This is a genomic window from Mesorhizobium sp. LCM 4576, assembly GCF_001854815.1.
Taxonomy (GTDB): Bacteria; Pseudomonadota; Alphaproteobacteria; order Rhizobiales; family Rhizobiaceae; genus Mesorhizobium; species Mesorhizobium plurifarium.
The window spans coordinates 16,072-40,693 of record NZ_MDDT01000033.1; the positions used below are offsets into that span (position 1 = coordinate 16,072).

General features: G+C 65.9%; 26 protein-coding genes. 15 read left to right on the top strand and 11 right to left on the bottom strand.

Features of this window, described 5'->3' with window-relative positions; genetic code table 11:
- Positions 1 to 113 precede the first annotated feature (113 nt).
- From LCM4576_RS20485 to LCM4576_RS20510, 6 genes are all read left to right on the top strand, one after another.
- Entirely contained in the window at positions 114 to 452 is a 339-nt protein-coding gene (locus tag LCM4576_RS20485) for a P-II family nitrogen regulator (protein WP_071034240.1), read from the top strand.
- Positions 453 to 501: 49 nt separating this feature from the next.
- Positions 502 to 1,830: an ammonium transporter gene (locus LCM4576_RS20490; protein WP_407067388.1), complete on the top strand. Its 1,329-nt coding sequence runs from the start codon at positions 502 to 504 to the stop codon at positions 1,828 to 1,830.
- Between the two features lie 312 nt (positions 1,831 to 2,142).
- Positions 2,143 to 2,418, top strand: a complete 276-nt coding sequence (locus tag LCM4576_RS20495; RefSeq protein WP_041002938.1) for a hypothetical protein — start codon at positions 2,143 to 2,145, stop codon at positions 2,416 to 2,418.
- A gap of 206 nt (positions 2,419 to 2,624) precedes the next feature.
- Positions 2,625 to 5,300, top strand: coding sequence for a DNA translocase FtsK (locus tag LCM4576_RS20500; RefSeq protein WP_071034286.1), 2,676 nt, complete (start codon positions 2,625 to 2,627; stop codon positions 5,298 to 5,300).
- Positions 5,301 to 5,498: 198 nt separating this feature from the next.
- On the top strand, positions 5,499 to 6,167 hold the full coding sequence (locus LCM4576_RS20505) for an outer-membrane lipoprotein carrier protein LolA (protein ID WP_071034244.1): 669 nt from the start codon (positions 5,499 to 5,501) through the stop codon (positions 6,165 to 6,167).
- A 351-nt stretch (positions 6,168 to 6,518) separates the two neighbouring features.
- Complete coding sequence (locus tag LCM4576_RS20510; protein ID WP_071034246.1) at positions 6,519 to 7,325, top strand: exodeoxyribonuclease III; 807 nt, start codon at positions 6,519 to 6,521, stop codon at positions 7,323 to 7,325.
- Between the two features lie 107 nt (positions 7,326 to 7,432).
- Here LCM4576_RS20510 and LCM4576_RS20515 read toward each other — a convergent pair whose 3' ends face one another.
- Positions 7,433 to 7,888: a Crp/Fnr family transcriptional regulator gene (locus LCM4576_RS20515; protein ID WP_071034248.1), complete on the bottom strand. Its 456-nt coding sequence runs from the start codon at positions 7,886 to 7,888 to the stop codon at positions 7,433 to 7,435.
- Between the two features lie 264 nt (positions 7,889 to 8,152).
- Positions 8,153 to 8,836, bottom strand: coding sequence for a response regulator transcription factor (locus tag LCM4576_RS20520; RefSeq protein ID WP_071034249.1), 684 nt, complete (start codon positions 8,834 to 8,836; stop codon positions 8,153 to 8,155).
- A gap of 86 nt (positions 8,837 to 8,922) precedes the next feature.
- On the opposite strand from LCM4576_RS20520, the gene LCM4576_RS20525 reads away from it, so the two are divergent.
- A complete protein-coding gene (locus tag LCM4576_RS20525; RefSeq protein WP_071034251.1) occupies positions 8,923 to 9,519 on the top strand; it encodes a L,D-transpeptidase in 597 nt (198 codons plus the stop codon).
- 62 nt (positions 9,520 to 9,581) lie between these two features.
- Here LCM4576_RS20525 and LCM4576_RS20530 read toward each other — a convergent pair whose 3' ends face one another.
- Positions 9,582 to 9,836, bottom strand: coding sequence for a hypothetical protein (locus LCM4576_RS20530; RefSeq protein WP_071034252.1), 255 nt, complete (start codon positions 9,834 to 9,836; stop codon positions 9,582 to 9,584).
- Positions 9,837 to 9,967: 131 nt separating this feature from the next.
- On the opposite strand from LCM4576_RS20530, the gene gcvA reads away from it, so the two are divergent.
- Positions 9,968 to 10,888 carry a transcriptional regulator GcvA gene (gcvA, locus tag LCM4576_RS20535; protein ID WP_041002930.1) on the top strand — a complete coding sequence of 307 codons (921 nt, stop codon included), beginning with the start codon at positions 9,968 to 9,970 and terminating at the stop codon, positions 10,886 to 10,888.
- A 7-nt stretch (positions 10,889 to 10,895) separates the two neighbouring features.
- On the opposite strand, the gene LCM4576_RS20540 is transcribed toward gcvA, so the two are convergent.
- The 6 genes from LCM4576_RS20540 to tsaD all read right to left on the bottom strand — a co-directional run bounded on the left by LCM4576_RS20540 (position 10,896) and on the right by tsaD (position 14,954).
- Positions 10,896 to 11,321: a DUF1761 domain-containing protein gene (locus LCM4576_RS20540; protein ID WP_071034254.1), complete on the bottom strand. Its 426-nt coding sequence runs from the start codon at positions 11,319 to 11,321 to the stop codon at positions 10,896 to 10,898.
- Positions 11,322 to 11,371: 50 nt separating this feature from the next.
- Positions 11,372 to 12,070 (bottom strand): methyltransferase, encoded by a 699-nt coding sequence (locus LCM4576_RS20545; protein WP_071034256.1) that lies wholly within the window; start codon positions 12,068 to 12,070, stop codon positions 11,372 to 11,374.
- A complete protein-coding gene (locus tag LCM4576_RS20550; protein ID WP_071034258.1) occupies positions 12,025 to 12,450 on the bottom strand; it encodes an EVE domain-containing protein in 426 nt (141 codons plus the stop codon). The genes LCM4576_RS20545 and LCM4576_RS20550 overlap by 46 nt, the downstream gene beginning before the upstream one ends.
- 88 nt (positions 12,451 to 12,538) lie before the next feature.
- Complete coding sequence (locus LCM4576_RS20555) at positions 12,539 to 12,835, bottom strand: YciI-like protein (protein ID WP_071034260.1); 297 nt, start codon at positions 12,833 to 12,835, stop codon at positions 12,539 to 12,541.
- 17 nt (positions 12,836 to 12,852) lie between these two features.
- On the bottom strand, positions 12,853 to 13,872 hold the full coding sequence (locus tag LCM4576_RS20560; protein ID WP_071034261.1) for an NAD(P)H-dependent glycerol-3-phosphate dehydrogenase: 1,020 nt from the start codon (positions 13,870 to 13,872) through the stop codon (positions 12,853 to 12,855).
- A complete protein-coding gene (gene tsaD, locus LCM4576_RS20565; RefSeq protein ID WP_198540279.1) occupies positions 13,869 to 14,954 on the bottom strand; it encodes a tRNA (adenosine(37)-N6)-threonylcarbamoyltransferase complex transferase subunit TsaD in 1,086 nt (361 codons plus the stop codon). The genes LCM4576_RS20560 and tsaD overlap by 4 nt, the downstream gene beginning before the upstream one ends.
- A gap of 102 nt (positions 14,955 to 15,056) precedes the next feature.
- Between tsaD and hemC the strand changes: the two genes are divergently transcribed.
- From hemC to LCM4576_RS20595, 6 genes are all read left to right on the top strand, one after another.
- A complete protein-coding gene (hemC, locus tag LCM4576_RS20570; protein ID WP_071034265.1) occupies positions 15,057 to 15,980 on the top strand; it encodes a hydroxymethylbilane synthase in 924 nt (307 codons plus the stop codon).
- A 1-nt stretch (position 15,981) separates the two neighbouring features.
- Positions 15,982 to 16,695 (top strand): uroporphyrinogen-III synthase, encoded by a 714-nt coding sequence (locus LCM4576_RS20575; RefSeq protein WP_071034267.1) that lies wholly within the window; start codon positions 15,982 to 15,984, stop codon positions 16,693 to 16,695.
- Between the two features lie 97 nt (positions 16,696 to 16,792).
- Positions 16,793 to 18,250 (top strand): COG4223 family protein, encoded by a 1,458-nt coding sequence (locus LCM4576_RS20580; protein WP_071034268.1) that lies wholly within the window; start codon positions 16,793 to 16,795, stop codon positions 18,248 to 18,250.
- A 9-nt stretch (positions 18,251 to 18,259) separates the two neighbouring features.
- Positions 18,260 to 19,837 (top strand): heme biosynthesis protein HemY, encoded by a 1,578-nt coding sequence (locus tag LCM4576_RS20585; RefSeq protein WP_071034270.1) that lies wholly within the window; start codon positions 18,260 to 18,262, stop codon positions 19,835 to 19,837.
- Positions 19,838 to 19,887: 50 nt separating this feature from the next.
- Positions 19,888 to 20,367 carry a TerB family tellurite resistance protein gene (locus LCM4576_RS20590; protein WP_071034287.1) on the top strand — a complete coding sequence of 160 codons (480 nt, stop codon included), beginning with the start codon at positions 19,888 to 19,890 and terminating at the stop codon, positions 20,365 to 20,367.
- 18 nt (positions 20,368 to 20,385) lie between these two features.
- Positions 20,386 to 21,102 (top strand): glutamine amidotransferase, encoded by a 717-nt coding sequence (locus tag LCM4576_RS20595; RefSeq protein WP_071034271.1) that lies wholly within the window; start codon positions 20,386 to 20,388, stop codon positions 21,100 to 21,102.
- Positions 21,103 to 21,164: 62 nt separating this feature from the next.
- On the opposite strand, the gene LCM4576_RS20600 is transcribed toward LCM4576_RS20595, so the two are convergent.
- Both LCM4576_RS20600 and LCM4576_RS20605 read right to left on the bottom strand, forming a co-directional pair.
- Positions 21,165 to 22,160: a membrane dipeptidase gene (locus tag LCM4576_RS20600; protein ID WP_071034273.1), complete on the bottom strand. Its 996-nt coding sequence runs from the start codon at positions 22,158 to 22,160 to the stop codon at positions 21,165 to 21,167.
- Positions 22,157 to 23,605: an aldehyde dehydrogenase family protein gene (locus LCM4576_RS20605; RefSeq protein WP_071034274.1), complete on the bottom strand. Its 1,449-nt coding sequence runs from the start codon at positions 23,603 to 23,605 to the stop codon at positions 22,157 to 22,159. Before LCM4576_RS20605 ends, LCM4576_RS20600 begins: the two co-directional genes overlap by 4 nt.
- 100 nt (positions 23,606 to 23,705) lie before the next feature.
- On the opposite strand from LCM4576_RS20605, the gene LCM4576_RS20610 reads away from it, so the two are divergent.
- On the top strand, positions 23,706 to 24,614 hold the full coding sequence (locus LCM4576_RS20610; RefSeq protein WP_071034276.1) for a LysR family transcriptional regulator: 909 nt from the start codon (positions 23,706 to 23,708) through the stop codon (positions 24,612 to 24,614).
- The last annotated feature ends 8 nt before the right edge of the window (positions 24,615 to 24,622 follow it).

Below are 24,622 nucleotides of genomic sequence, written 5' to 3' on the forward strand. Positions count from 1 at the left end.
CCCTGCTTCGGCAACTGGCACGGAGCTTGAATCCTGTCGAGCACTCTCCGGCTCCTCGGGATCGGTGAAGGTGTGCAAACGCGGGGGACCGCAACAGCAAAGGGTGAAACCTTATGAAAATCGTGATGGCAATCATCAAGCCGTTCAARCTCGACGAGGTGCGCGAAGCGCTCACCGCCGTCGGCATCCAGGGCCTGACCGTCACCGAAGTCAAAGGCTACGGGCGTCAGAAGGGGCACACGGAAATCTATCGCGGCGCGGAATACGCGGTCAGCTTCCTGCCCAAGATCAAGATCGAGGTCGCCGTCGCGGTCGACATGGTCGACAAGGCCGTCGAAGCCATCACCGCGGCCGCCAAGACCGGCCAGATCGGCGACGGCAAGATCTTCGTCTTCGGCATCGACCAGGCGGTGCGCATCCRCACCGGCGAAACAGACACCGACGCGCTCTGAGCGGCGACCATCCATTCCAACGGAGAGTTCAATGAATATTCCTTCCACCTTGAAGACGACGGGACGCGCGGCCGCTTCGCTCGCGCTCGTGGCCATGAGCACCGTCGCCGCCATCGCGCAGGAGGCCGCCCCGGCARCCACCGCTGCTGCGCCTGCCGCGCCGGCGCCCGCGCTTGATACCGGCAACACCGCCTGGATGCTGACCTCGACGGCGCTGGTGTTGATGATGACCATTCCGGGCCTGGCGCTGTTCTATGGCGGCATGGTGCGCAAGAAGAACGTGCTCGCCACCATCATGCAGAGCTTCGCCATCACCTGCCTGGTGACGGTGCTGTGGTTCATGTTCGGCTATTCGCTGGCCTTCTCCGACGGCGGCGCCACGAACGCCTATATCGGCGGCTTCACGAAATTCTTCCATCACGGCATCACCACCGCGACGCTGTGGGCGCCGGGCGTTGCGAACATCCCTGAATTCGTCTTCTCGATGTTCCAGATGACCTTTGCCATCATCACGCCGGCGCTGATCGCCGGCGCCTTCGCCGAGCGCATGAAGTTCTCGGCGCTCTTGATCTTCATGGGCCTGTGGCTGGTCTTCGTCTATGCGCCGATCGCGCACTGGGTGTGGGGCGGCGGCTTCCTTGGTTCGGCCGGCGTGCTCGACTTCGCCGGCGGCACGGTCGTCCACATCAACGCCGGTGTCGCGGGCCTGGTCTGCGCGCTGGTGCTCGGCAAGCGCGAGGGCTACGGCACCACCAACATGGCGCCGCACAACCTGGTCTACTCGGTGATCGGCGCCTCGCTGCTGTGGGTCGGCTGGTTCGGCTTCAACGCCGGTTCGGAACTGGCGGCTGACGGCCTCGCGGGCGCGGCCATGATGAACACGCAGGTCGCCACCGCCGCCGCGGCGCTGGCCTGGATGTTCGCCGAATGGATCGTCGCCAAGAAGCCTTCGGTCCTCGGCATCATCTCGGGYGCGGTCGCCGGCCTCGTCGCGGTGACGCCGGCTTCCGGCTTCGTCAACCCGACCGGCGCCTTCATCGTCGRCATCATTGCCGGCGTCGTCTGCTACCTGTCGGCGGTCAAGCTCAAGCATGCGTTCGGCTATGACGACTCGCTCGACGCCTTCGGCGTGCACGGCGTCGGCGGCGTGGTCGGCGCTTTGCTCACCGGCGCGCTCGCCGATCCGGCGATCAACGCGCTCGGCAAGGACGCCTCGGTCGGCAAGCAGCTCTACGGCATCGTCTTCACCATCCTGTGGACGGCGATCGCCACCTTCGTGATCCTTTACATCGTCAAGGCGCTGGTCGGCCTGCGTCCGTCGACCCAAGAGGAGGTCGAAGGCCTCGACGTCACCCAGCACGGCGAAGTGGTGCCGTAAGGCTCATTTCGCTCTCTGCTTCGGCGCAATTCCGGACCRGGACCGTTCGGAATTGCACCAAGGGCCGGCGGATCCTCCTCCCGCCGGCCCGGAATTTCCTCCCAAGATCCCGTCGTGACGCTCTCGAAAGGAGCTCACGCCTTGAGGCCCGGAAGAACCTTCCGGGCCTCCTTTTTTGTCGGGCGGCCATCCAAGCCTTCTCGATCACGTTCACTTGATCGCGTCGGTGTGAAACATCGGCCTTCCAGGTTCCGTACTGGGATAGCGACCGTCATCAAGGCGTTCGCCAAACAAAAGGGAAGGAACCACCTGATGAACATCAAGAATATCTTCCTGGGAGCAATGGCTCTTTCGATGATCAGCGGCGTTGCACTTGCCGGTGCTCTCGATGAGCCGGCCAACATGGCCCCGTTCTTCACCGACTCCAGCATGAAGACCATGAAGTCCGAGGCCGACTTCAAAGCGGCCTGGGCTTCGATGCCGAAGGACAAGCAGGACATGATGATGAAGGAATGCCAGGACGCGGCGATGAGCAAGCCTCACGCCGAGTTCTGCGCCAACCTGGTGACTTACGCCGGCAACAGGTGATTTGCGGCAGATCGGGTCCGGAAGGAGCCCGATCGTTTTGCTGTTTCAAGCAGGGATGGCGGGCCGCAAGGCCTGCCATCTTTGTTGGAGCCAATCCGGTAAAGACCCATGGTTAATGCGGCCTTAACCTTCCCCCCGATAGTCTGGCGTTCGAATCTGCCGGAATGCGCCATGCGCCCGGCCAGGCAACGATTACGGGGAAGAGCATGCGTTCAGGCGCCTCAGCACCGCTCGCGCTGACCGATACGGGGCACGGCATCCAGGCATTCGCGCGGCGCCAGGTCGGGCGGCTGGTCGGYGCCGGGCTGTTCCTGTTCACCGCCTTCGGCATCGCCGCCTTGGCCACATGGAACGTCGCCGACCCCAGCTTCTCGCACGCCACCAGCAATGTCGTCACCAATGCCATGGGTTATGCGGGCGCGGTGTTCTCCGACCTCGCCATGCAGTTTTTCGGTCTCGCCGCCGTAGCGGGGCTGGTGCCGGCGGTGATCTGGGGCTTCCTCCTGTTTTCCGCGCGCGGCGTCGACAAATTGCCGAAGCGCGGCTTCGCCTGGTTCGGCTTCGCGCTTTTGGCCGCGGCCATCGCCGGCTGCGTGACGCCGCCCAACACCTGGCCGCTGCCGACCGGGCTCGGCGGCGTGTTCGGCGACATGGTGCTGAAAATCCCGGGTATCGCCGTCGGCGGTTACCCGAAAGGCCTTTTCGCGACGATCATCGCGGTCATCCTCGCCGCGCCGACCTTCTGGCTGTTCGCCTATGGCTCGGCGCTGATCGCGCGCAAGAACGGCTTTGCCGTCATGGAACGCGCCGCCCAACCCGATCCGCGCGAGCAGGACGAGATGCTGTTCGAGGAGGATGAGGACGAGGGCGACGAGGGGATACTCGCGCTCGGCGCCGTCACCCATTGGTGGCTGTCGTTCCGCGCCTTCCTGCACCGCCGCGCCGAGCGGCGCAGGCGCGAGCGCGACGAGTTCGAACCGCCGATGGAGCCTAAGGCCAGCGCCTGGCGGCGGGCCGCCGAACGCGTCGAATCGRCCGAGTTCGCCGAAAGCCGGATGAGTCCGGGCGGCCGCGCCCGCGTCGAGCCGGAATTCTTCGCCGCCATGGTCAACGACCGCAGCGCCTCGGTCGATCCGGCCGACCAGGATATATTCGACGACGAGCAGGACGAAGACGTCGACCTTGACGACTTCGACGACGAAGCGCCTGTCCAGCGTCGCGGCGCTGGCGCCAAGGTGCAGAATTTCCGCTCCGATGCCGCGACCCGCGTCGCCGCGCCGGCGGCGCGCCCCGTGCCGGGCGCGCGCATCCAGCGCGAGGCCCAGACCTCGCTGATCGGTTCCGACACGTTCGAGATGCCGTCGCTGCACTTCCTGTCCGAGCCGAAGAACATCGCAAAGGATGCGAGCCTTTCGAAGGACGCGCTGGAGCAGAATGCGCGCTTGCTCGAGGGCGTGCTGGAGGATTTCGGCGTCAAGGGCGAGATCATCCATGTCCGCCCCGGCCCGGTCGTCACGCTTTACGAATTGGAGCCGGCGCCAGGCATCAAGTCGTCGCGCGTCATCGGTCTTTCCGACGACATCGCCCGCTCGATGAGCGCGATCGCCTGCCGCGTCGCCGTCGTGCCCGGYCGCAAYGCCATYGGCATCGAATTGCCCAACGCCAAGCGCGAGACGGTCTATCTGCGCGAGATCATGGCCAGCCGCGACTTCGAGACGACCAAGATGAAGCTGGCGCTGGYGCTCGGCAAAAGCATCAATGGCGAGGCTGTCATCGTCGACATCGCCAAGATGCCGCACGTTCTGGTCGCCGGCACCACCGGCTCGGGTAAGTCGGTCGCYATCAACACCATGATCCTGTCGCTRCTCTACCGGATGACGCCGCAGGAATGCCGGCTGATCATGATCGACCCGAAGATGCTGGAGCTCTCCGTCTATGACGGCATCCCGCATCTTTTGACGCCGGTCGTCACCGATCCCAAGAAGGCGGTTGTCGCGCTGAAATGGACCGTGYGCGAGATGGAGGACCGCTACCGCAAGATGTCCAAGGTCGGCGTGCGCAACATCGACGGCTTCAACGCGCGCGTGYAGCTGGCCGAGAAGAAGGGCGAGAAGATCTCGCGCACGGTGCAGACAGGCTTCGACCGCCAGACCGGCGAGGCGATCTAYGAGACCGAGGATCTCGATCTCGAGCCGATGCCCTATATCGTGGTCATCATCGACGAGATGGCCGACCTGATGATGGTGGCCGGCAAGGATATCGAAGGCGCGGTGCAGCGCCTGGCCCAGATGGCGCGCGCGGCCGGCATCCATGTCATCATGGCCACGCAGCGCCCGTCGGTCGACGTCATCACCGGCACCATCAAGRCCAATTTCCCGACCCGCATCTCCTTCCAGGTGACGTCCAAGATCGACAGCCGCACCATTCTCGGCGAGCAGGGCGCCGAGCAGCTGCTCGGCATGGGCGACATGCTCTATATGGCTGGCGGCGGCCGCATCCAGCGCGTGCACGGCCCGTTCGTCTCGGACGACGAGGTTGAGAAGGTCGTCGGGCACCTCAAGCTGCAGGGCGTGCCGGAATATCTCGACGCCATCACCGAAGACGACGAGGAAGACGACGAGGACGGTCCGTCGGGCAAGGGCGGCTCCAGCGGCGGTGGCGGCGGCAATTTCGAGGATTCCGACGATCCTTACGACCAGGCGGTGGCGGTGGTGCTGCGCGACGGCAAGGCCTCGACCAGCTACATCCAGCGCAGGCTCGGCATCGGTTACAACCGCGCCGCCTCGATCATCGAGAAGATGGAGAAGGAGGGCATTGTCGGTCCAGCCAACCATGCCGGCAAACGCGAGATTCTGGTCCCAACGGAAGAGGACAAATTCTAGGTCTGTCGACATTCAGGTGAGGCCGGCCGGACCTGAAGCCCGACAAGCCCCTGGCCCGGCAAGACGCCGGTCCGGGCCGGCAGGCAACCGGAAATCGTCTGGCGCGTTCATGCGACGGAGCTGTCGCGCATCCGCCAAACTTAGGCCCCAGTGGGAGTCCAGAAACTGCGGCGACACGAATCACAGGAAGTGACCGGCATGAAGACCCAGACCGAATTCGCCCTCACCCGCCGCCAGCTTCTCGGCCTCGGCCTGATGCTTGGCGGAGCCGCCGCGCTCAACCTCGTGCCGGGCTACCAGCTCGTGGCCGCCGCGCAGGCCGCGGTGCCGCCGGCGGCGCAGAAGATCGCCGATCATTTCTCCTCGGTGAAGTCGATGAGCGGCGAGTTCGTCCAGTTCGGGCCGAAAGGCGAGCAGACCGGCGRCAAGTTCTTCCTCGAGCGCCCCGGCAAGATCCGCTTCAACTATGACGGCTCCTCGAACTTCCGCGTCATCTCCGACGGCAAGTCGGTGGTGATCCTCAACAAGAAGCTCAACACCTCCGACCTCTACCCGCTGTCGAAGACGCCGCTGAAGCTGCTGCTCGATGATCGGATCGACCTCTCCGGCGGGCGCGTCAAGGCGGTCAAGGAAGAAGACGACCTCACCACCATCAAGCTGTCCGACAAGTCGGTGTTCGGCAATGYGATGATCACCATGATGTTCGACCCGAAGACCTACGATCTGCGGCAGTGGACGATCACCGATGCGCAAGGCAAGGACACCACGGTGATGATCTTCAACACCAAGGAAGGCGTCAGCTTCCCGCCCGACACGTTCGCGATCGACTACACGGCGAACAGAGAGCTGAACACGAGAACGCGCTAAAACCGCTAACTTGGCGGGCTGGTCAGTAGCTTCGTCATCCTAGGGCGAAGCGACGCGGAGCGGAGCGGAGACCCTAGGATCCATGCCGTTGCGCTTGCCGAGGAACGATGCGGTGCAGAAGAACACTATTCTGTGCCGGCGTTCGGTGCTGAGGTCTGCACCGTTGCAGCGCTCGCACGTCACGGCATGGATTCCAGGGTCTGCGCGCGTCGGTTCGCTCCTTGCTCCGCCCTGGAATGACGAAGTTGAGAAGGCTTTGTCCAATCTCGAAGGCTTGCGCCATGCTTCGGCTTGTCTTCGCCCGCGCTCACTGGCACTAGTGCGGCGACTTTTGCCGTCCGGACTCGCCGCATGCCTTTCACCATCGCCACCTGGAACATCAACTCCGTGYGCCTGCGCATGCCGATCGTCGAGCGGCTGTTGAAAGAGCATGCGCCCGACGTGCTCTGCCTGCAGGAGACCAAGGTTCCCGACGAGCTCTTCCCGGAAAAGGCCTTCCGCAAGGCGGGCTACGAGCACATCCTGTTCCATGGCCAGAAGGGCTATCACGGCGTCRCCACCGTCGCACGCCGGCCGATCGAGTTGGTGGAAAAGCGGCGTTTCTGCGAGATCGACGACAGCCGGCATCTGTCGGTCAGGGTGCAGRCGGGCGGCAAATCGGTGCTGGTGCATAATTTCTACGTGCCGGCCGGCGGCRATGAGCCGGATCCGGAGATCAACCGCAAATTCCGGCACAAGCTCGATTTCGTCCATGAGATGAACGGCGTGCCGGCGAGCGGGGACGAATCGTCCGCGTCGATCCTGGTCGGCGACCTGAACATCGCGCCGCAGGAGCATGACGTCTGGTCGCACAAGCAATTGCTCAACGTCGTCAGCCACACGCCGGTCGAGACGACAAATTTCGAGGCGATGCGCGAGGCCGGCGGCTGGGTCGACCTGATGCGGCTCAACGTGCCGGCCGAGCAGAAGCTCTACACTTGGTGGAGCTATCGCGCGAAGGATTGGGAAGCGTCGAACCGCGGCCGCCGCCTCGACCATGTCTGGTCCTCCGCCAACCTGGTGCCGGCTTTCAAAGGCTACGAGATCCTGCAGGCGGCGCGCGGCTGGGAAAAGCCGTCCGACCATGTGCCGGTGATCGCGAAATTTGACTTGGACTGACGCGGCGGCGGAGAGGGCGGCGCACGCCTCTCAGGTCGTCATCCACGGGCTTCGCTCCTTGCTCCGCCCTGGAATGACGAAGTCGCGATTGCGCGTTTCGTCGAGTCCTACCCCGTAAAGCGCGGCGCCAGTTCCTCGATACGGGCGATCATCTGCTGGAATTCCTCCAGGATGCGCTCATGCAACAGAACTGCGATCTCCGGGTATTCTTCCAGGATTYGGTGGAACATCTTGCGGCTCAGCCGGATCACTTCCGAATCGACCGCGGCGGAGGCGCTGGTCAGCCGGTTGGTGTCGGCGATCAGCGCCAGTTCGCTCAGCATGGTGCCCGGGCCCGCCGTGCCGATCGGGACGCGTTCGCCGCCTAGCTCCCGATAGAGCGTGATCAAGCYGGTGACCACGATGTAGGCCGAGTCGGCGACGTCGTCCTCGCGGTAGAGCTTATGGTCGGCCTGCAGCACCGTGGTCTCGGCGCCGAAGGCGAGCAGGCGCAATTGTTCCTGCGTGAAGCCCTGGAAAAGCTTCACGCTGGACAGGATGAGGATGTCATCATCCAGCGCCATCCTAGCTGTGTCCCCGAGCGGTCAGTCCAGTCCCTCCTTTGGAGCGGCGCGCCCTTCTGGGCACGCGAGAAACGCTCCGCCATGCATCCTGCGATGCGTGCAACGAGCCGATCCATCACCCTCCAGCACCAGGATCGTACCCGAAGCGGTCCCGCCCGACCGCTCTCAACTCTTTTGGCTCAATTCCGGACGGAAGGCTACGGCGAAGCCGCCGAGCCCAACCGTTTCACACTTTTCCTGGAATTGTTCCAGATCATGAAATGTTTAAGGAACCAGCTTGTAGCCGCCGCTTTCTGTCAYAAGAATTTCGGCATTGGAAGGATCGCGCTCGATCTTCTGGYGCAACCGGTAGACATGGGTCTCCAGCGTGTGCGTGGTGACGCCGGAATTGTAGCCCCAGACCTCTTCCAACAGCACGTCTCGCGTCACCACCTTCTGGTCGGCGCGGTAGAGATATTTGATGATCGAGGCTTCCTTCTCGGTCAGCCGCACCTTGGCGCCGCGAGGGTCGATCAGCAGCTTCTGGCTGGGCTTGAACGTGTAAGGACCGACCGAAAAGGTCGCATCCTCGCTCTGCTCATGCTGGCGAAGCTGGGCGCGGATGCGCGCGAGCAGCACGGCGAAGCGGAAGGGCTTGGTCACATAATCGTTGGCGCCGGCCTCGAGACCCAGGATCGTGTCGGAATCGGTGTCGTGACCGGTCAGCATGATGATCGGCGCCTTGTAGCCGCCCTTGCGCAGGATCTTCACCGCCTCGCGGCCGTCCATATCGGGCAGGCCGACATCCATGATGAGCAGGTCGACAACGCCGCCACGCGCGGCGGCAACGCCTTTTGCGGCGGTCGATTCCTGCTGGACGTCGAATTCTTCGTAAAGCGCCAGCTGCTCGACCAGGGTGGCGCGCAGGTCGTCGTCGTCATCGACGATCAGGATGGTGCGTGATGTCATGGATATCAATCCGTTGTTTTAAAAAGAATATTCAGTTGACCTCCCCCCATTTATGCGGAAGCTCACCGGCGCAACAGCCRATCACAGTGATTTGTTCCGTGACACGATCATACAAGAAAAAACGCGCTCGCAATGCGGCGGGCRCATTTTTGYCRAAAGGCCTGGGCGTTTTGGTGGTGCGCGCGCGCCCCGGCAACCCCGCGCAAGGCTTCCTGCAAGCCGGCAAAACGGTGTTTCCCTGTGCGCTGGGGCGCAGCGGCATCACCGCCAACAAGCATGAAGGGGACGGCGCGACGCCGCTGGCGTCGATGCGCATCCTGTCGGGCTATTTCCGGGGCGATCATTTTCCGGGCGGTCGCCGGACGAGGCTGCCGATGGCGCCGATCGGTCCGGATCTCGGCTGGTGCGAGGTGCCGGACGACCGCAACTACAACCGTCCGGTGAAGATCCCCTATGGCGCGAGCCATGAGCGGATGAAGCGCGACGACCGGCTCTACGATGTCTGCCTGGTGCTCGACTGGAACATCGCGCCGCGCCGGCGCGGGCGCGGCAGCGCGATCTTCTTCCATCTGGCGCGGCCGGGCTTCACGCCGACCCAAGGCTGCGTGGCGGTGACGGCGCGGACCATGGCGAGGCTGCTTCCGTTGCTGTCGGATCGGACGGTGGTGAAGGTAATCAGGTAGGCAGTAGGCAGTAGRCAGTAGGTGTCTTGGAGTCTCCTTCCCTATTGCCTAATCCCTAATCCCTACCGTCTCGGCTGCTGCCAACCGGTACCGAGCAGCCCGATCTCGCGAAGCTCTCGATCCATCGTCTTCGAGATATCCCGGCGCTCGGCGCCGATGTCGCGCAGCTGGCTGTCGGAGAGGTCTTCGACCGATTCGTGTGGCAGCCGGGCGGCGACGCGAGCCTGGTGCAGCCAATCGCGCGCCGAACGCAGCCAAACGGTCAGGCCCGAGGGCGATTCCAGGGGGGTGCAGGGTTTCAGGGCGATCTCAGACATGGCTTTATCCCGTGTTCTCCGGATATCAAATCCAGTTTTATGGTGTTTCGATGAGGCCATGATGCCGGATTGAAAAACAAACGGGAAACGAGTAGTTCTTTTCTGATCGTCAAGTTTTATTTGGAGATCGTATGTCCAAGCTGCTGCCGGGAACACGCGCGCTCCGGACGTTCGAGGCGGCCGCCAGGCATCTCAACTTCACCCGCGCCGCCGACGAGCTCGGCCTGACGCCGGCGGCGGTCAGYCATCAGATCAAGGAAATCGAGGACCAGCTCGATCTGGTGCTGTTCACGCGCACCAGCCGTACCATCCGGCTGACGGAGGCGGGCAACTTGCTGCTGGAGGCCTCGGTCGATGCGCTCGACCTGCTCAACCGCGCCGTCAGCCGCGCCCGAAAGATGACCCGCGGCACGGCGCTGCTGAAGGTGACGCTCGACGCACAGTTCGCGACGAAGTGGCTGATGCGGCGCGTCGACGATTTCCGCCGGCAGAAGCCCGGCGTCGAGCTGCGTTTCGACATCACCTACGACGTCAGGGATTTCGAGCGCGACGATGTCGATGTCGGCATCCGCTTCGGCACCGGCAAATATCCGGGGATCATCGCGCATCGGCTGTTCGAGAACATCATCATCCCGGTCTGCAGCCCGGCGCTGCTCGCCTCAGGTCCGCCGCTGAAGGAGCCGCGCGACCTCTTCAACCATACGCTCGCGCATATCGAATGGTCGCGGCAGGGCGTGACCTGGCCGAACTGGAGCATGTGGATGCAYGCCGCCGGCGTCGACGATTTCGACGACAGCCGCACGCTGGTCTTCGGGTCCTCGACCGATGCCACCCAGGCGGCGCTCGACGGCAATGCGGTGGCGCTCGCCGACTTTGCCATGGTGGCCAACGATCTCTCGCAAGGGCGCCTGGTGCGGCCCTTCGAGCTCGGCATCAAGGTCGCCCCGGAATTCGCCTATTTCCTGGTCTATCCCGAGGCCGTGAAAGACGACGCGCGCGTCGTGGCCTTTCGCGAATGGCTTATAGAGGAGGCGGCGAAGACGCCGACGTGATGGCGACTTAACCCGCTGGCGCCGCGGGCGCGCCGAACCAGCCGATGATGGCGCCGATGATCAGCATCGCTCCCAGCCAATGGCCGGCATCGATCAGCGTCAGGGCCCAGCCGAAACCTTCATAGCGGTGGTTGACGGCAAGCGTCGTGGCGATGAAGCCCAGCCAAAGCACGAAGCCGAACAGCAATCCCGCTATAAGGTTCGGCTCGCCGCCGGTTATGGCGCCGACCACCAGCGTCAGCACCAGCGCCATGATCAGCTCGGCGATGAAGCTCACGACGAACGGAACGGCCGAGCGCTTCATTGTGGCCGGGTCGAGCTTGGCCGCCTTCAGCCAGGGCTTGCTCAGGCTCATGTACCAGGCGGCGCCGAACAACCATGCGACAACGGCGGCGACAATCACCGCCAGCCAGTTCACGACCGAAAAATCCATGCTTTCCCCTCCGGATCGAAATGCGATGGAACGCTTGTTCGCCTGTCGCGTCAAGCAAGGCGCCAGACGGTCGTACGCTTGACGTCGGCATCCTCCAGCACGCGCGTCACCGGAACCTGATAGACGGCAAGCGATTGCAGCCCGGTCTTCGGCAGGTAGGCGCGGCCGGGATCGCCGACGAGGATCTCGGCGCCGCGCGCCTTCAGGGACCCGAACCAGGGCAGCAGCCTGTCGGCGAAAGCTTTGTCGTAGAAGACGTCGCCGGCAAGCACGACGTCCCAGCCACCGTCGGTGCCGATGCAATCCGTGCCGAGGAATTGCGCTTCAGCGCCATTGGCTTCGAGGTTGATGGCGATCGCCGTCTCGCAGAACGGGTCGATGTCGGCGGCGATCACCTGCTTCGCGCCCGCTTTCATCGCGGCGATGGCGACGAGGCCCGAGCCGGAGGCGAAGTCGAGCACGCGCCTGTCGCGTACGGTCCCCGGGTGGTCGAGCACATAGCGGGCGAGACCCTGGCCGCCGGCCCAGGCAAAGGCCCAGAAGGGCGGCGGCAGGCCGATCTCGGCCAGCTCCTCCTCGGTGCGCAGCCAAAGGTCATGCGCCTCGTCGGCGAGGTGCAGAAGCACTTCCGGCACATGCGGCGGCGCCATCAGCGCCGTGTTGTCGAGGATGAAGGTCTTCGCGGTTTTCGGCGTCAGTCGTTTCACGGCGCCGGGTTGAGTTCGGCCATGCGGCAGACCTCTTTCCATTCGGCCGGCGTCACCGGCTGCACGGAAAGYCGGCCGAGCCGGACCAGCGCCATCTCCGCGAGCTTGGGGTTGGCCTTGACCTGTTCCAGYGTCACCGGCTTCGGCACGTCCTTGTAGGCGCGGATGTCGACGCATTCCCAGCGCGGGTCGTCGGTGGTGGTGTCGGGGTGCGCCAGCGCGYAGACCTCGGCGATGYCGACGATGTCGAGCCCCTCATTGGAATGGTAGAAGAAGCCGAGATCGCCGATCTGCATCGCCTTCATGTTGTTGCGGGCGGCGTAGTTGCGCACGCCGTCCCATTGCGTGCCGGCCTTGCCCTTGGCTTTCAGCGCCTCGAAGGAAAAGACCGAGGGCTCGGACTTGAAYAGCCAGTAATTCATATCGTTTGTCCCATCGCTTTGCCGCCACGCATGGCGTTGCCGTCTATGCTTACTCTCTCGCCGCCGTTGCGGCGAGAGCAGCGAACGATCATGCGTCGGCGGGTTTCTGGAAGACCCAGTTCCACGGCCGGATCTGCACGCTTTCGAACAGGCCGGCCTTGGCGTAGGGGTCGGCCGCGGCGAGCTCCTGGGCGCCGGCCATGTCCGGCGCCTCGATCATCACCAGGCTGCCGTCCGGCTTGCCGTCGGCGTCGAGGAAGGGACCGGCAAAGGCAAGCCTGCCTTCGCTGATCAGGCCTTCCAGGAAGGCCGCATGCGCCGGCCGCGTGTCGACGCGCAGCTGCAGGCTGCCGGGCTTGTCCTTGCAAATCAACGCAAACAGCATTTTTCAACTCCGATGGTTCAGATGTCGGTTTCGGTTTTGAGCKGGCGTGTCATCAGCGCGGTCACCGCCTGGCCGATGGTCACCTTGCCGTCGAGGATGGCGGCGACGGCCGAGATGATCGGCGCCTCGATGCCGCGCTCGGCGGCGATGCGGGCGGCGATGCCCGCCGTCGGCACGCCTTCGGCCAGCGGCAGGCCGGCAAGCGGCTTGCCCTGGCCGAGCGCCAGGCCATAGGCGAAATTGCGCGACTGCGCCGAGGAGCAGGTGAGCAAGAGGTCGCCGAGGCCGGAAAGCCCCATCAGGGTTTCCGGTTTCGCGCCGAAGGCGGCGCCGATGCGGCGCAGTTCGACGAAGCCGCGCGTCACCATGGCGGCCTGGGCGCTGGCGCCGAGGCCGGCGCCGGTGATCGCGCCGGCGGCGATGGCGAAGACGTTCTTCAGCGCGCCGCCGATCTCGACGCCGATCAGGTCGTCGCTGGAATAGCAGCGCAGGTTCTCGGCCGAGAAGCGGGCGGCAAGCTCGGCCGCCAGTTCCGCATCGCGGGCGGCGACCACGACGGCGGTCGGCAGGCCGCGCGCGACGTCGCTGGCGAAGCTCGGACCGGAGAGCGCCGCGACCGGATTTCCCGGCAGGCTTTCCTCGACGATCGCCGACAGCAGCGCGCCGGTGTCGCGTTCGATGCCCTTGGCGCAGAGCACCAGCGGCACGCCTGCAGGAACGTGGCTTCGCGCGCCGGCGAGCACAGCGCGCAGCGATTGCGCCGGCGTCACGGCGAGCACGCAGTCGGCGCCGTCGAGCGCCTCGGCCATATCGCCGGTGGCCGCGATGCCGGGCTCGATCCTGATGCCGGGCAAATAGCGCGGGTTCTCGCCGCGGGCGATGGCGGCGACGGTTTCGGAGTCGCGCGCATAGAGCCGGACATCATGGCCGGCGCGCAGCATGGCCAGCGCCAGCGCCGTGCCCCAGGCGCCGCCGCCCAGCACCGCGACGCGCCAGCCGCTGCCCGGCTTCCTGCCGCTCGCCCCCTTCGCGCTCATGCCTTGGCACCGCGCCGGCCCGAGCCGACCAAAGGCGTCGAAACGCTGTCGAGCGGCCAGCGCGAGCGCGGCACGAAGTCGGCGGCGTTTTCGTCGGCGATGCCGGCGCGCAGCCGCTCGACGCCGGCCCAGGCGATCATCGCCGCGTTGTCGGTGCAGAGCTTTTGCGGTGGCGCCACGAAGGCGAAGCCGGCTTTGGAACAAAGCGCTTCAAGCGTCGCCTTGACGGTGCGGTTGGCGGCGACGCCGCCGGCGACGACCAGCGCCGGCTTTGCCTGGCGCGGRAATTCCTGGCGGAAGCGGGCAAGGGCGCGGCCGACACGATCGCCCAGCGCGTCCGCCACCGCCGCCTGGAAGGAGGCACAGATGTCGGCGACGTCCTGGTCGCTCAGCGGCGCGATCGCGGTTGCCGCCTGGCGCACCGCCGTCTTCAGGCCGGAGAAGGAGAAGTCGGGCTGCGCCGAGCCCTTCATCGGACGCGGGAAGGCAAAGCGGTTCGCATCGCCACTGGCCGCGGCCTTCTCGACATTCGGGCCGCCGGGATAGGGCAGGCCGAGCATCTTGGCCGTCTTGTCGAAGGCTTCGCCCAGCGCATCGTCGATCGTGGTCGCCCAGCGCTGATAGTCGCCGACGCCGCGCACCGCGACGATCTGGGTGTGACCGCCGGAAACGAGCAGGAGGAGGTAGGGGAAGTCGAGCCCATCGGTCAGYCGCGCCGTCAGCGCGTGGCCTTCGAGGTGGTTGATGGCGATCAGCGGCTTGTTGGCGGCGGCGGCGATCGCCTTGGCCGTCATCAGGCCGACGATCAGCCCGCCGACCAGTCCGGGACCAGCGGTGGCGGCGATGGCGTCGACCTCGTCGAGCGATACGGATGAATCGGCGAGCGCTRCCTCGACGATGCCGTCCAGCGCCTCGACATGGGCGCGCGCGGCGATCTCCGGCACGACCCCGCCGAAGGCCGCGTGCTCCTCGATCTGGCTGAGCACGATGTTGGACAGGATTTCGGGCGCGGAAGCGCCGTCCAGCGCCACCACGCTGGCCGCCGTCTCGTCGCAGCTCGTCTCAATGCCCAGAACGCGGATCAATTGGTCGCTAGCCTCAAAGATTGTATCACCGGCCAATCCCAATTAGGAAAAGGCCCGGCAGACCTCAAGCTGCCCGGGGGTTATCACGGACCGCGCGCCATGCAAACTTTGAAAATCGGAACACGCGGCAGCCCGTTGGCGCTGGCCCAGGMGCATGAGACGCGGGCGCGGCTGATGCAGGCGCATGGCCTGCCAGAGCAGGCGTTCGAGGTGGTGCCGATCTCGACCAGCGGCGACCGCATCCAGGACCGGCCGCTCTCGGAAGCCGGCGGCAAGGGCCTATTCACCAAGGAAATCGAGGAAGCGCTGCTCGATGGCCGCATCGACATCGCGGTGCATTCGTCGAAGGATATGCCGACGGTGCTGCCCGACGGGCTGGAGCTTATCACGTTCCTGCCGCGCGAGGACGCCCGCGACGCTTTCATCGGCAAGAAGGTGAAGCGGATCGTCGACTTGCCGCGCGGTGCGGTGGTCGGGTCGTCGTCGCTGCGGCGCCAGGCGCTGCTTCGCCGCATGCGGCCGGATTTCGAGGTGGTGATCTTCCGCGGGAATGTGCAGACCAGGCTGCGCAAGCTCGACGAAGGCGTTGCCGAGGGCACGATCCTCGCCTATGCCGGGCTGAAGCGACTCGGGCTCGAACATGTCGTCACAGACCTGATGCCGCTCGAGGATTTTCCGCCGGCGCCGGGGCAAGGCGCGATCGGCATCGAAGCGCGCATCGGCGACCGCGACGTCGAGAGGATGCTGGCGGCGATCCATCATGTGCCGACCGGCCAGGCGCTCACCTGCGAGCGCGCCTTCCTTGCCGCGCTCGACGGCTCGTGCCGCACGCCRATCGCCGGCCATGCGACGGTAGCGGGCGAAAAACTGTCCTTTGACGGGCTGATCATCTCGCCCGACGGCACCGAATCGCATGAGGTCCGGCTGGAGGGCGAGGCCGCGGACGCGGCGGAGATAGGACTGGACGCCGCGCGCAGGGTTCGCGCCAGGGCCGGCGCTAAGTTCTTCGACGGCTGGGCCTGACATGGTCCGCATCCTGGTGACGAGGCCGGAGCCCGGCGCGTCGCGCACGGCACGACGCCTCGAAACACAGGGATTCCAGCCGGTCCTGCTGCCGCTGACCGTAACGAGCGCCTTGCCTGTCGAAGCGAGCATCGGCGGCGATGCCGTGGCGGTTGCTGTCACCAGCGCCAATGCGGTGCGGCATGCACCGAAAGCGCTGGTCGCGGCGCTTGCGCGCCTGCCTTGCCACGCGGTCGGGAAAAGGACGGCCGAAGCCTGCCGCGCGGCGGGATTTCTCGCCGTCATGGAGGGGCCTGGCGACGCCGAGGCGCTGGCAGATGTGATCGCCGGCGGCCTTGCCGGTAAGGCAATCGTCTATCTGTGCGGCCGCGTTCGCTTCCCGGTGTTCGAGCATCGGCTGAGTGCGGCGGGCCTGCATGTCCAGGCAATCGAGACCTACGACACAACGGCGATCGACTATGGCGACGCCGATGTGGTCGCCCGTCTGTCGGGCCGGCCGGTGGGGGCGGCGCTGCTCTATTCGGCCAAGGCCAGCTTGGCGCTGGTCAGCCTGATTAAGCGGCCAACGCTAAGGCATCTCTTTGAAAAAACGGAATTCCTGGCGCTCTCGGCCCGGATCGCCGAACCGCTGGATGGGGTTGCCGGTCACAGGGTCCGCATCGCCGCCAAACCCGAGGAAGACGCGCTGCTGGCGCTTTTGTCGCTGCCCGGTTGAGCCGCGTCATCACACCGCCCCTTTTCACCGCTTGGTGATGTGCTAGAGCATCCTGACGCTCTGGACCCATTGATCAGCCATTTTGCGGAGCCCAAGCATGGTCAAGACGCCGAAGATGCGACATTCGAAGAGCCGGCGCGAGCCGGTGACCATCGAACTCGAGCCCGGCGCCGTCTCGCGAATCACCGACGAGGATGCCGCGAAGGCCAAGGCGGCCCAGACCGATGAGGCGAAGGCGGAAGAGGCCGCCGCCGCTTCCCAACCGGAGGCGCCGGAAGAGCCGATCCATGCCGAGCAGGCCGATATCGAGCCGTGGGAGCATAGCGACGCCGCGCAGGCGACATCCGACAAGCCCGAGGTCGGCAAGGATGAGCCGGAAAAGCCTTACCCCGGCGGTTCCGATGCGCCGAAAAGCCAGCACCAGGGCTTCGACTACAATTTCGAGGATGCGTCCGCGCCCGGCGCCGGCGCCTCGGCAGCGAAACCAAGCGACACGAGCAGCGAGGATCGCATGCCGCAGCCACCGCGCAGAACCGGTGTCAACGCCATTGCCGCGGGCGTCGTCGGCGGCGTGATCGCGCTTGCCGGCGCCGGCCTGCTGCAGGCGGTCGGGCTGATTGGCGCGCCGGGATCGAACGGCGGTTCGCTCGACGGCGTCAATGGCGAGATCGCTTCGCTGAAAAGCGAAATCGCGGCGTTGAAGGAAAGCGGCGACACCGGCGTGTCGGCCAAGGTCGACGGCCTTTCCTCGGCGCTCGCGCAGGTCAAGGCCGATGTCGCGGCGCTGAAATCCACCGCAGGACAGGGCGGCGACGGCGCCGCGCTGAAGGCGCTCGGCGACAAGGTCGGCCAGATCGAGGCCACCGTTGCCGAGCTGCAGAAGAACGGCAATGCCGCGCCCGTCGATCTTGGGCCGCTCAATGAGAAGATCGCCGGGCTCGACGCGTTGGTGAAATCGACCGGCGACGCGGCCAAGGCCGTGGACGGCCGGGTGGCGGCGCTTGAGCAGTCCGTGTCGCAGCTTTCCGGCAAGGTCGAGGCGCAGGCCTCGCAGCCGAAGATCGCTTTGGCCATTGCCGCCTCGGCGCTGAAGTCGGCGCTCGACCGCGGCGCGCCTTTTGCGACCGAGCTCGACACGTTCGCGGCGATCGCGCCGGACGCGCCGGAGCTTGCGGCGCTGCGCTCCTATGCCGAAARGGGCGTGCCGACCCGCGCCACCATCGCGTCGGAGGCCGATGCCGCGGCCAACGCCATGGTCGAGGCGGCAAGGCCGGTCGACCAGAATGCCGGCTTCTTCCAGAGCCTGGTGTCGAGCGCGGAATCGCTGATCAAGGTGCGGCCGGTCGGCACTGTCGAAGGCAAGGGCGCTCCGGAAACCGTCGCCCGCATGGAAGTGGCGGTCAACCAGGGCGACTATGCCAAGGCGCTCAGCGAATACGWCACGCTGCCCGACGCGGCAAAGGCGGCCGGCGCGGAGTTTGCCGGCAAACTGAAGGCGCGGCTGGAGGTTGAAAAGCAGCTCGAAGCGCTGATTGCCGGCGCGACGAAGGCATAAGGAGACAAGATGATCCGCCTCCTCGTCTTCCTCGCCGTCGTCTTCGCGTTGGGGTTGGGCTTTGCCTGGCTGGCCGACCGCCCGGGTGACATGCTCGTCACCTTCAACGGCTACCAGTACCAGGTCACGCTGATGGTGGCGGCAGTGGCGATCGTCGCCGTGGTTGCTGCGGTGATGATCGTCTGGTGGCTGATCAAGTCGCTGTGGAACAGCCCCTACACGATCTCGCGCTATTTTCGCGTTCGCCGCCGCGACCGCGGCTATCAGGCGCTGTCGACCGGGATGATCGCCGCCGGCGCCGGCGACGGCGCGCTGGCGCGCAAGAAGACCAAGGAGGCCGCCAAGCTGATCAGCTCCGACCGGGAGCCGCTGATCAACCTGCTCGACGCGCAGGCCTCGCTGCTCGAGGGCGACCATGAGGGCGCGCGCGAGAAATTCGAGCGCATGCTCGACGATCCGGAGATGCGGTTGCTCGGCCTGCGCGGGCTTTATCTGGAGGCCGAGCGCCTTGGCGACCGCAACGCCGCCCGCCACTATGCCGGACGCGCGGCGGCGGTTGCGCCGCAGCTTGCCTGGGCGGCGGAATCGACGCTCGAGGAGCTCACCGAACGCGGCGACTGGGACGGCGCGCTGAAGCTGGTCGAGGCGCAGAAATCGACAAGGCAGATCGAGCGCGACGCGGCCAACCGCCGCCGCGCCGTGTTGCTGACGGCCAAGGCGCAGGCGCTGGTCGACAGCGACCCGAACGCGGCCCGCACGGCGGCGCTCGAAGCCAACAAGCTGGCGCCCGATTTCGCGCCGGCGGCGGTGATCGCCGCCGATCTGGTTATCCGGCAAAACGACGTGCGCAAGGGCTCCAAGATCCTGGAGGCCGCCTGGAAGGCCGAGCCGCATCCCGATATCGCCGAGCTCTACACCCATGCCAGACCGGGCGATGCGGTGCTCGACCGCCTCAACCGAGCGAAGAAGCTGCAGGACTTGAAGAAGAACCACGCCGAATCGTCCATGGCCGTGGCGCGCGCGGCGCTCGACGCGCAGGATTTCGCCACCGCGCGGCGCGAGGCGGAGGCGGCAATCCGCATGGATCGCCGCGAGGGCGCCTATCTTCTGCTCGCCGATATCGAGGAAGCCGAGACCGGCGACCAGGGCAAGGTGCGGCAGCTGCTGTCCAAAGCCGTGCGCGCGCCGCGCGATCCCGCCTGGGTGGCGGACGGCGTCATCTCCGAGCGCTGGGCGCCGGTATCGCCGATCACCGGCAAGCTCGACGCTTTCACCTGGCGCGCGCCGATGGAGCGGCTCGGCCAGCTGATCGACAGCGACGCGGATGTCGCGGTGCCGGCGATCACCGCTGCGCCGCCTGTCCAGCCTGTCGCCGAGAAGGCGATCGACATCGTCGCCGATGCTGCGGCCGAGAAGACGGCGCCGGTACCCGCGAATGGCGGCGAGAAGGACACGGCCGTCGTGGAAGCCGGCGGCGAGGCCGAAACCGCCGGGCGCGGCCCGGAGCTGCCGCCTCTGCCGGACGATCCGGGTGTCGCGCCGGAAGAAGAAGCGGAAAAATCGCCGCGCCGGTTTCGTTTGTTTTGAGGTCCGGCGTGGCGGACAAGAAAGATTTGGCGGGCAGGGAAAAATCATCGATGTTCGAGCGCGTATTGTCCTTCCTGAGGGATCTGCCGGCCGGCCGCGCGGCCAAGCCGAGCGCCGACGATCCGCGCGTCGCGGCCTCGGCGCTGCTCTACCATGTGATGAACGCCGACGGCGTGCGCCAGGACGTCGAATGGGAGCGGTTCAAGCAGATCCTGGCCGAGACCTATTCGGTGAGCGGCGCGGAGCTCGACGCGCTGGCCGCGGCCGGCGAGCGCGCCGACAACGAGGCGATCGACCTGTACGCTTTCACCAGCGTCTTGAAGCGCGATCTCGATGCCGAGGCGCGCAAGGCCTTCATCGGCCTGATGTGGGAGATCGTCTATRCCGACGGCGAGCTTGACGAGCTCGAGGACAACACCGTCTGGCGGGTCGCCGAGCTGATCGGCGTCGAGCGCCGCGACCGCATCGAGGCGCGCCAAAAGGCGGCGGCCCAGGCGCCTGGCGCCAAGGGCCAGTCGAGCGACGAATAACAGGATCCTTCGCCTTCCATGCCACCCAGACCGAGGCCGAGACCAAAAATCCTGATCGTGCTGCATCAGGAGACTTCGAGCCCCGGCCGCGTCGGCCATATGCTTCTGGAAGAAGGTTTCGACCTCGACATCCGCCGGCCGCCATTGGGCGACGAGCTACCCTGCACGCTCGACGATCATGCCGGCGCGGTTATCTTCGGCGGGCCGATGAGCGCCAATGACGAGGACGAGTTCGTCCGCCGCGAGACCGATTGGCTGGAAATCCCGCTCAAGGAGAACCGGCCGTTCCTCGGCATCTGCCTCGGCGCGCAGATGCTCGCCAACCATCTCGGCGRCAAGGTCGAGGGCCATGGCGAAGGCCTGGTCGAGATCGGCTGGTATCCAATTGAAGCGACCGAGGCCGGCAAGAAGCTGCTGCACTGGCCGGAGATGGTCTACCAGTTCCACCGCGAAGGCTTTTCGCTGCCGAAGGAAGCGACGCTTTTGGCAACCGCGGAAACCTATCCCAACCAGGCGTTCCGCTACGGCGAGAACGCCTGGGGCATCCAGTTCCATGGCGAGCTGACACGCGTGATGATGCAGCGCTGGGTGGTGCGCGGCGCGCATCGCTTCGAATTGCCCGGCGCTCAGCCCGGCCGCGACCATCTCGGCGGCCGGCTGATCTGGGACATGCATTTGAAGCGCTGGCTGGGCGAGTTTCTGGGGCTGATTTTTGGTCGGCCGGCGGTGGGGTAGGCCAAAGCCCGATTGCTCTGGACGGCCGGGCTTGGCCCCACCTGGGCCTGCCCGCGCGCCTATCAGCTCGTTGCCTGCGAATCCCGGGCGGAAGGCAGGCTGGCCTTGAGGAAGCGGTGCCAGGCGCCGCCGAGGACCAACGCGGTTTCGGCTTGACCGAATCCGGCCGAGGAAAGGCCTTGCGACAGCTTCGGAAAATCGAGGTTCGATCTGAACCAGGACGGCTGCGGCGGGAAGCTCGCGGTCGCCTGGATCTCGCGGGTCCAGCGGCCTTCTCGCATCCAGCGCACGACGCTGTCGGGCTGGTCCTGGCATAGATCCGAGCCGATGCCGAGATGATCCGCCCCCATGATCCCGGCCGCTTCGGCAGCCATTTTCCCGAACTGCTCCAGCGTCGTGTCCGAGCCGTTCGGGAGGTGCAGCGGGTAGAGCGAAAGGCCGAGCAACCCCTCCTTTGCGCGCAATGCCTGCAAGATGGCCCTGGAGACATTGCGGTTGCTGTCGCGCAGCCAGCGCGGATTGGCGTGGCTGACGACCACCGGCCGCTGCGACAACGCGATCGTTTCCAGCGCGGTCCGCTCGCTGGCATGCGACAGGTCGATGATCATGCCGAGCCGGTTCATCTCGGYGATCGCCTCGCGCCCCATCCGCGTCACGCCGCTGTCCTCCTTCTCCATCCAGCCGCAGCCGAGCAGCGACTGGTTGTTGTAGGTGAGCTGCATGAAGCGGATGCCGAGATCGAACAGCATCTCGATCAGGCCGATGTCGTCCTCGATCGGCATTGGGTTCTGCAGGCCGAGCAGGATCGCCGTCCGGTTCGAGGCTCGCGCCCGCTCGATGTCGCCGGCATCGCGCGCCAGGAGGATCAGATCCTCATTGTCGCGAAAACGCGTGCRCCAATCGACGAGGTGGCGCACCGTCTCGCGGAAACCTTCGTGATAGCCGACCGTGGCGTGGACCGCGGTCAGGCCGCCCTGGCGCATCTCCTCGAAAATTTCGCGCGACCAGTTGCAATATTGCAGCCCGTCGATGAGCACTTGCGGCGCGCCGGTGGTCATTCGGGCGCGCCCGCGTGGATGTAGGATGTCTTGACTTGGGTGTAGAACTCGACCGCGGCGCGGCCCTGCTCGCGCGGGCCGTAGCTCGAGGCACGAACGCCGCCGAACGGCACGTGATAGTCGGTGCCGGCGGTCGCTAGGTTGACCATGACGCAGCCCGAGCGCGAGGCGTGGCGGAATTTCGTCGCGCGCGCCAGCGAGCGGGTGGCGATGCCGGCTGTCAGCCCGTAGGGCGTGTCGTTGGCCAGCATGATCGCCTMGTCGAGATCGTCGGCTTGAATGACACAGGTGATCGGCGCGAACATCTCCTCCTGGTTGATGYGCATGCGCGAGCGGCCGTTGAGGAACACGGCGGGCGCCATGTAGTGGCCGTTATGCGCGAGATCGAGCGCCTCGCCGCCGGCCGCAAGCTCGGCGCCTTCGCTGATGCCCAGCGTCACATAACCGAGATTGGCCGAGAGCTGTTCGGCGCTGACGACCGGCCCCATCTGGACGCCGGCCTCAAGCGCATGGCCGACCTTCAGCGCCCGGGTCTTCGCCAGCAGCTTCTCGACGAAGGCGTCATGGATCGGCCGGTGGACGATCAGGCGCGACGAGGCCGTGCATTTTTGTCCGGTGCCGCCGAAGGCGCCGTTCACGGCAAGGTCGGCGGCGCGGTCGAGGTCGGCGTCGTCCATCACCACGAACGGGTTCTTCGACCCCATTTCGAGCTGCAGCTTGACGAAGCGCGCGGCGGYGAGCGCGGCGATGCCGGAGCCGACGGCGCCGGAGCCGGTGAAGCTCAACCCTTGTATGTCGGCCTTGGCGGCAAGCTCGCGGCCGATCGTCGATCCCGATCCCATCACCAGGTTAAAGAGGCCTTTCGGGATCGCCTGCCGGCTGATGATCTCGGTCAATGCCCAGGCGCTGGCCGGGGTGAGGCTGGCCGGCTTCCAGATCACGGCATTGCCGAATGCCAGCGCCGGCGCGATCTTCCAGGACGCGGTGGCGACGGGGAAATTCCATGGCGATATGATCGCAACGACGCCGAGCGGCTCGCGCTCGATCAGCACATCGACGCCGGCCCTGACGGAGTCGGCCGAGCTGCCCAGATTACGCAGCGCCTCGGCGGCGAAATAAGTGAAGAACTGCCCGGCGCGATAGACCTCGCCGACACCTTCGGGAAGGGTCTTGCCCTCCTCGCGCGAGAGCAGTTCGCCAAGTTCCTTCGAACGCGCCATCAACTCGCGCCCGATGGCGTCGAGAACGGCAGCCCGCGCTTCCAGCCCCGCCGCCGCCCATTCCCGCTGCGCGCCTTGCGCCGCCGCCACGGCGTCATGGATGTCGGACAGCCGCGCCTGCGCGAAGCGTCCGACGATGTCGGTCACGTCGGATGGATTGATGTCCTCGACCCAGCCGGCGCCGTCGCGCCATTCGCCCGCAACGAAGTTCTGACCGTTCAGCATCGTGTTCGACCTGCATCAATTCGGTTGACAACGACCTAACCAATGCTGTGAACTTCAATCAAGCTCAATTTTTGGCACAAATGTTCAGGCAAGCTTAACATTGACCAAAACCATCAGCCTGACCGGCATGCGCAGCTTCGTCGCGGTCTGCGAGACCGGTGGCGTGCGCGCCGCCGCCGACCAGATCGGCCGCACGCCCTCGGCCGTGTCGATGACCCTGAAGCAATTGGAAGACGATATCGGCGCGCCGCTGTTCGAGAGCGAGCGCAAGGGCGCGCTTTCGCCGGTCGGCCGTATCGTGCTCGACGAGGCGCGCGCCATGATCGCGCATTACGACCGCGCCTGCCTGGCGATGACCAGCTATGCGGCGGACCGGCAAGGCCGCTGCGACGTGGCCAGCGTGCCTTCGGTCGCCGTGACCCTGCTGCCGCGCGCGATCGCTAAGCTTCGCGCCGAAGGCAGCCGGTTCGACATCCATGTCCGCGACAGCGATTCCAGCGCCATCGTCGAGGCGGTCGAAAACGGCATGGTGGAGGTGGGCCTGTGCGTGCTCGCCAGCAAGCGGCCGCAGCTCAGCTTCGAGCCGCTGTTCCACGAGCCGCTCGATTTCGTCTGCCCGGCCGATCATCCTTTGGCGAAGTCGAAACGTCCGTTGAGATGGGCTGAGCTCGATGGCGAGAGCTTCATCCGCAACGGCGCGGCCGCGGCGCTCGGGCTTGCCGAGACCGAGGCGCTTGCCGCCGGCTCGAAGCTCACCGCGACCAATGTGAGCTCCAATTTGGCGATGGTGGAGGCCGGGCTCGGCGTCACCATCCTGCCCCGGCTCTGCCGCTGGAAATCGAGCCACGACGTGCGCTTCGTTCCGCTTGCCGACCCGCGCTCGAGCCGCACCGTCGGCTGGATCGCCAAGGCGGGCCGCAACCTGCAGCCGGCGTCGCTGCGGTTCATCGAATGCATTCGCCAGCAAGCGCAAGCCGGCGAGAGAGAATTTGGCTATGCGGCGGCATGATTGGCGGA

Coding starts and splice junctions, on each gene's coding strand:
- LCM4576_RS20495 (WP_041002938.1), top strand. CDS start 2,143: ATGAACATCAAGAATATCTTCCTGGGAGCAATGGCTCTTTCGATGATC.
- LCM4576_RS20555 (WP_071034260.1), bottom strand. CDS start 12,835: ATGCTGTTTGCGTTGATTTGCAAGGACAAGCCCGGCAGCCTGCAGCTG.
- LCM4576_RS20530 (WP_071034252.1), bottom strand. CDS start 9,836: ATGTCTGAGATCGCCCTGAAACCCTGCACCCCCCTGGAATCGCCCTCG.
- LCM4576_RS20545 (WP_071034256.1), bottom strand. CDS start 12,070: ATGGAAAGAGGTCTGCCGCATGGCCGAACTCAACCCGGCGCCGTGAAA.
- LCM4576_RS20575 (WP_071034267.1), top strand. CDS start 15,982: ATGGTCCGCATCCTGGTGACGAGGCCGGAGCCCGGCGCGTCGCGCACG.
- LCM4576_RS20585 (WP_071034270.1), top strand. CDS start 18,260: ATGATCCGCCTCCTCGTCTTCCTCGCCGTCGTCTTCGCGTTGGGGTTG.
- LCM4576_RS20540 (WP_071034254.1), bottom strand. CDS start 11,321: ATGGATTTTTCGGTCGTGAACTGGCTGGCGGTGATTGTCGCCGCCGTT.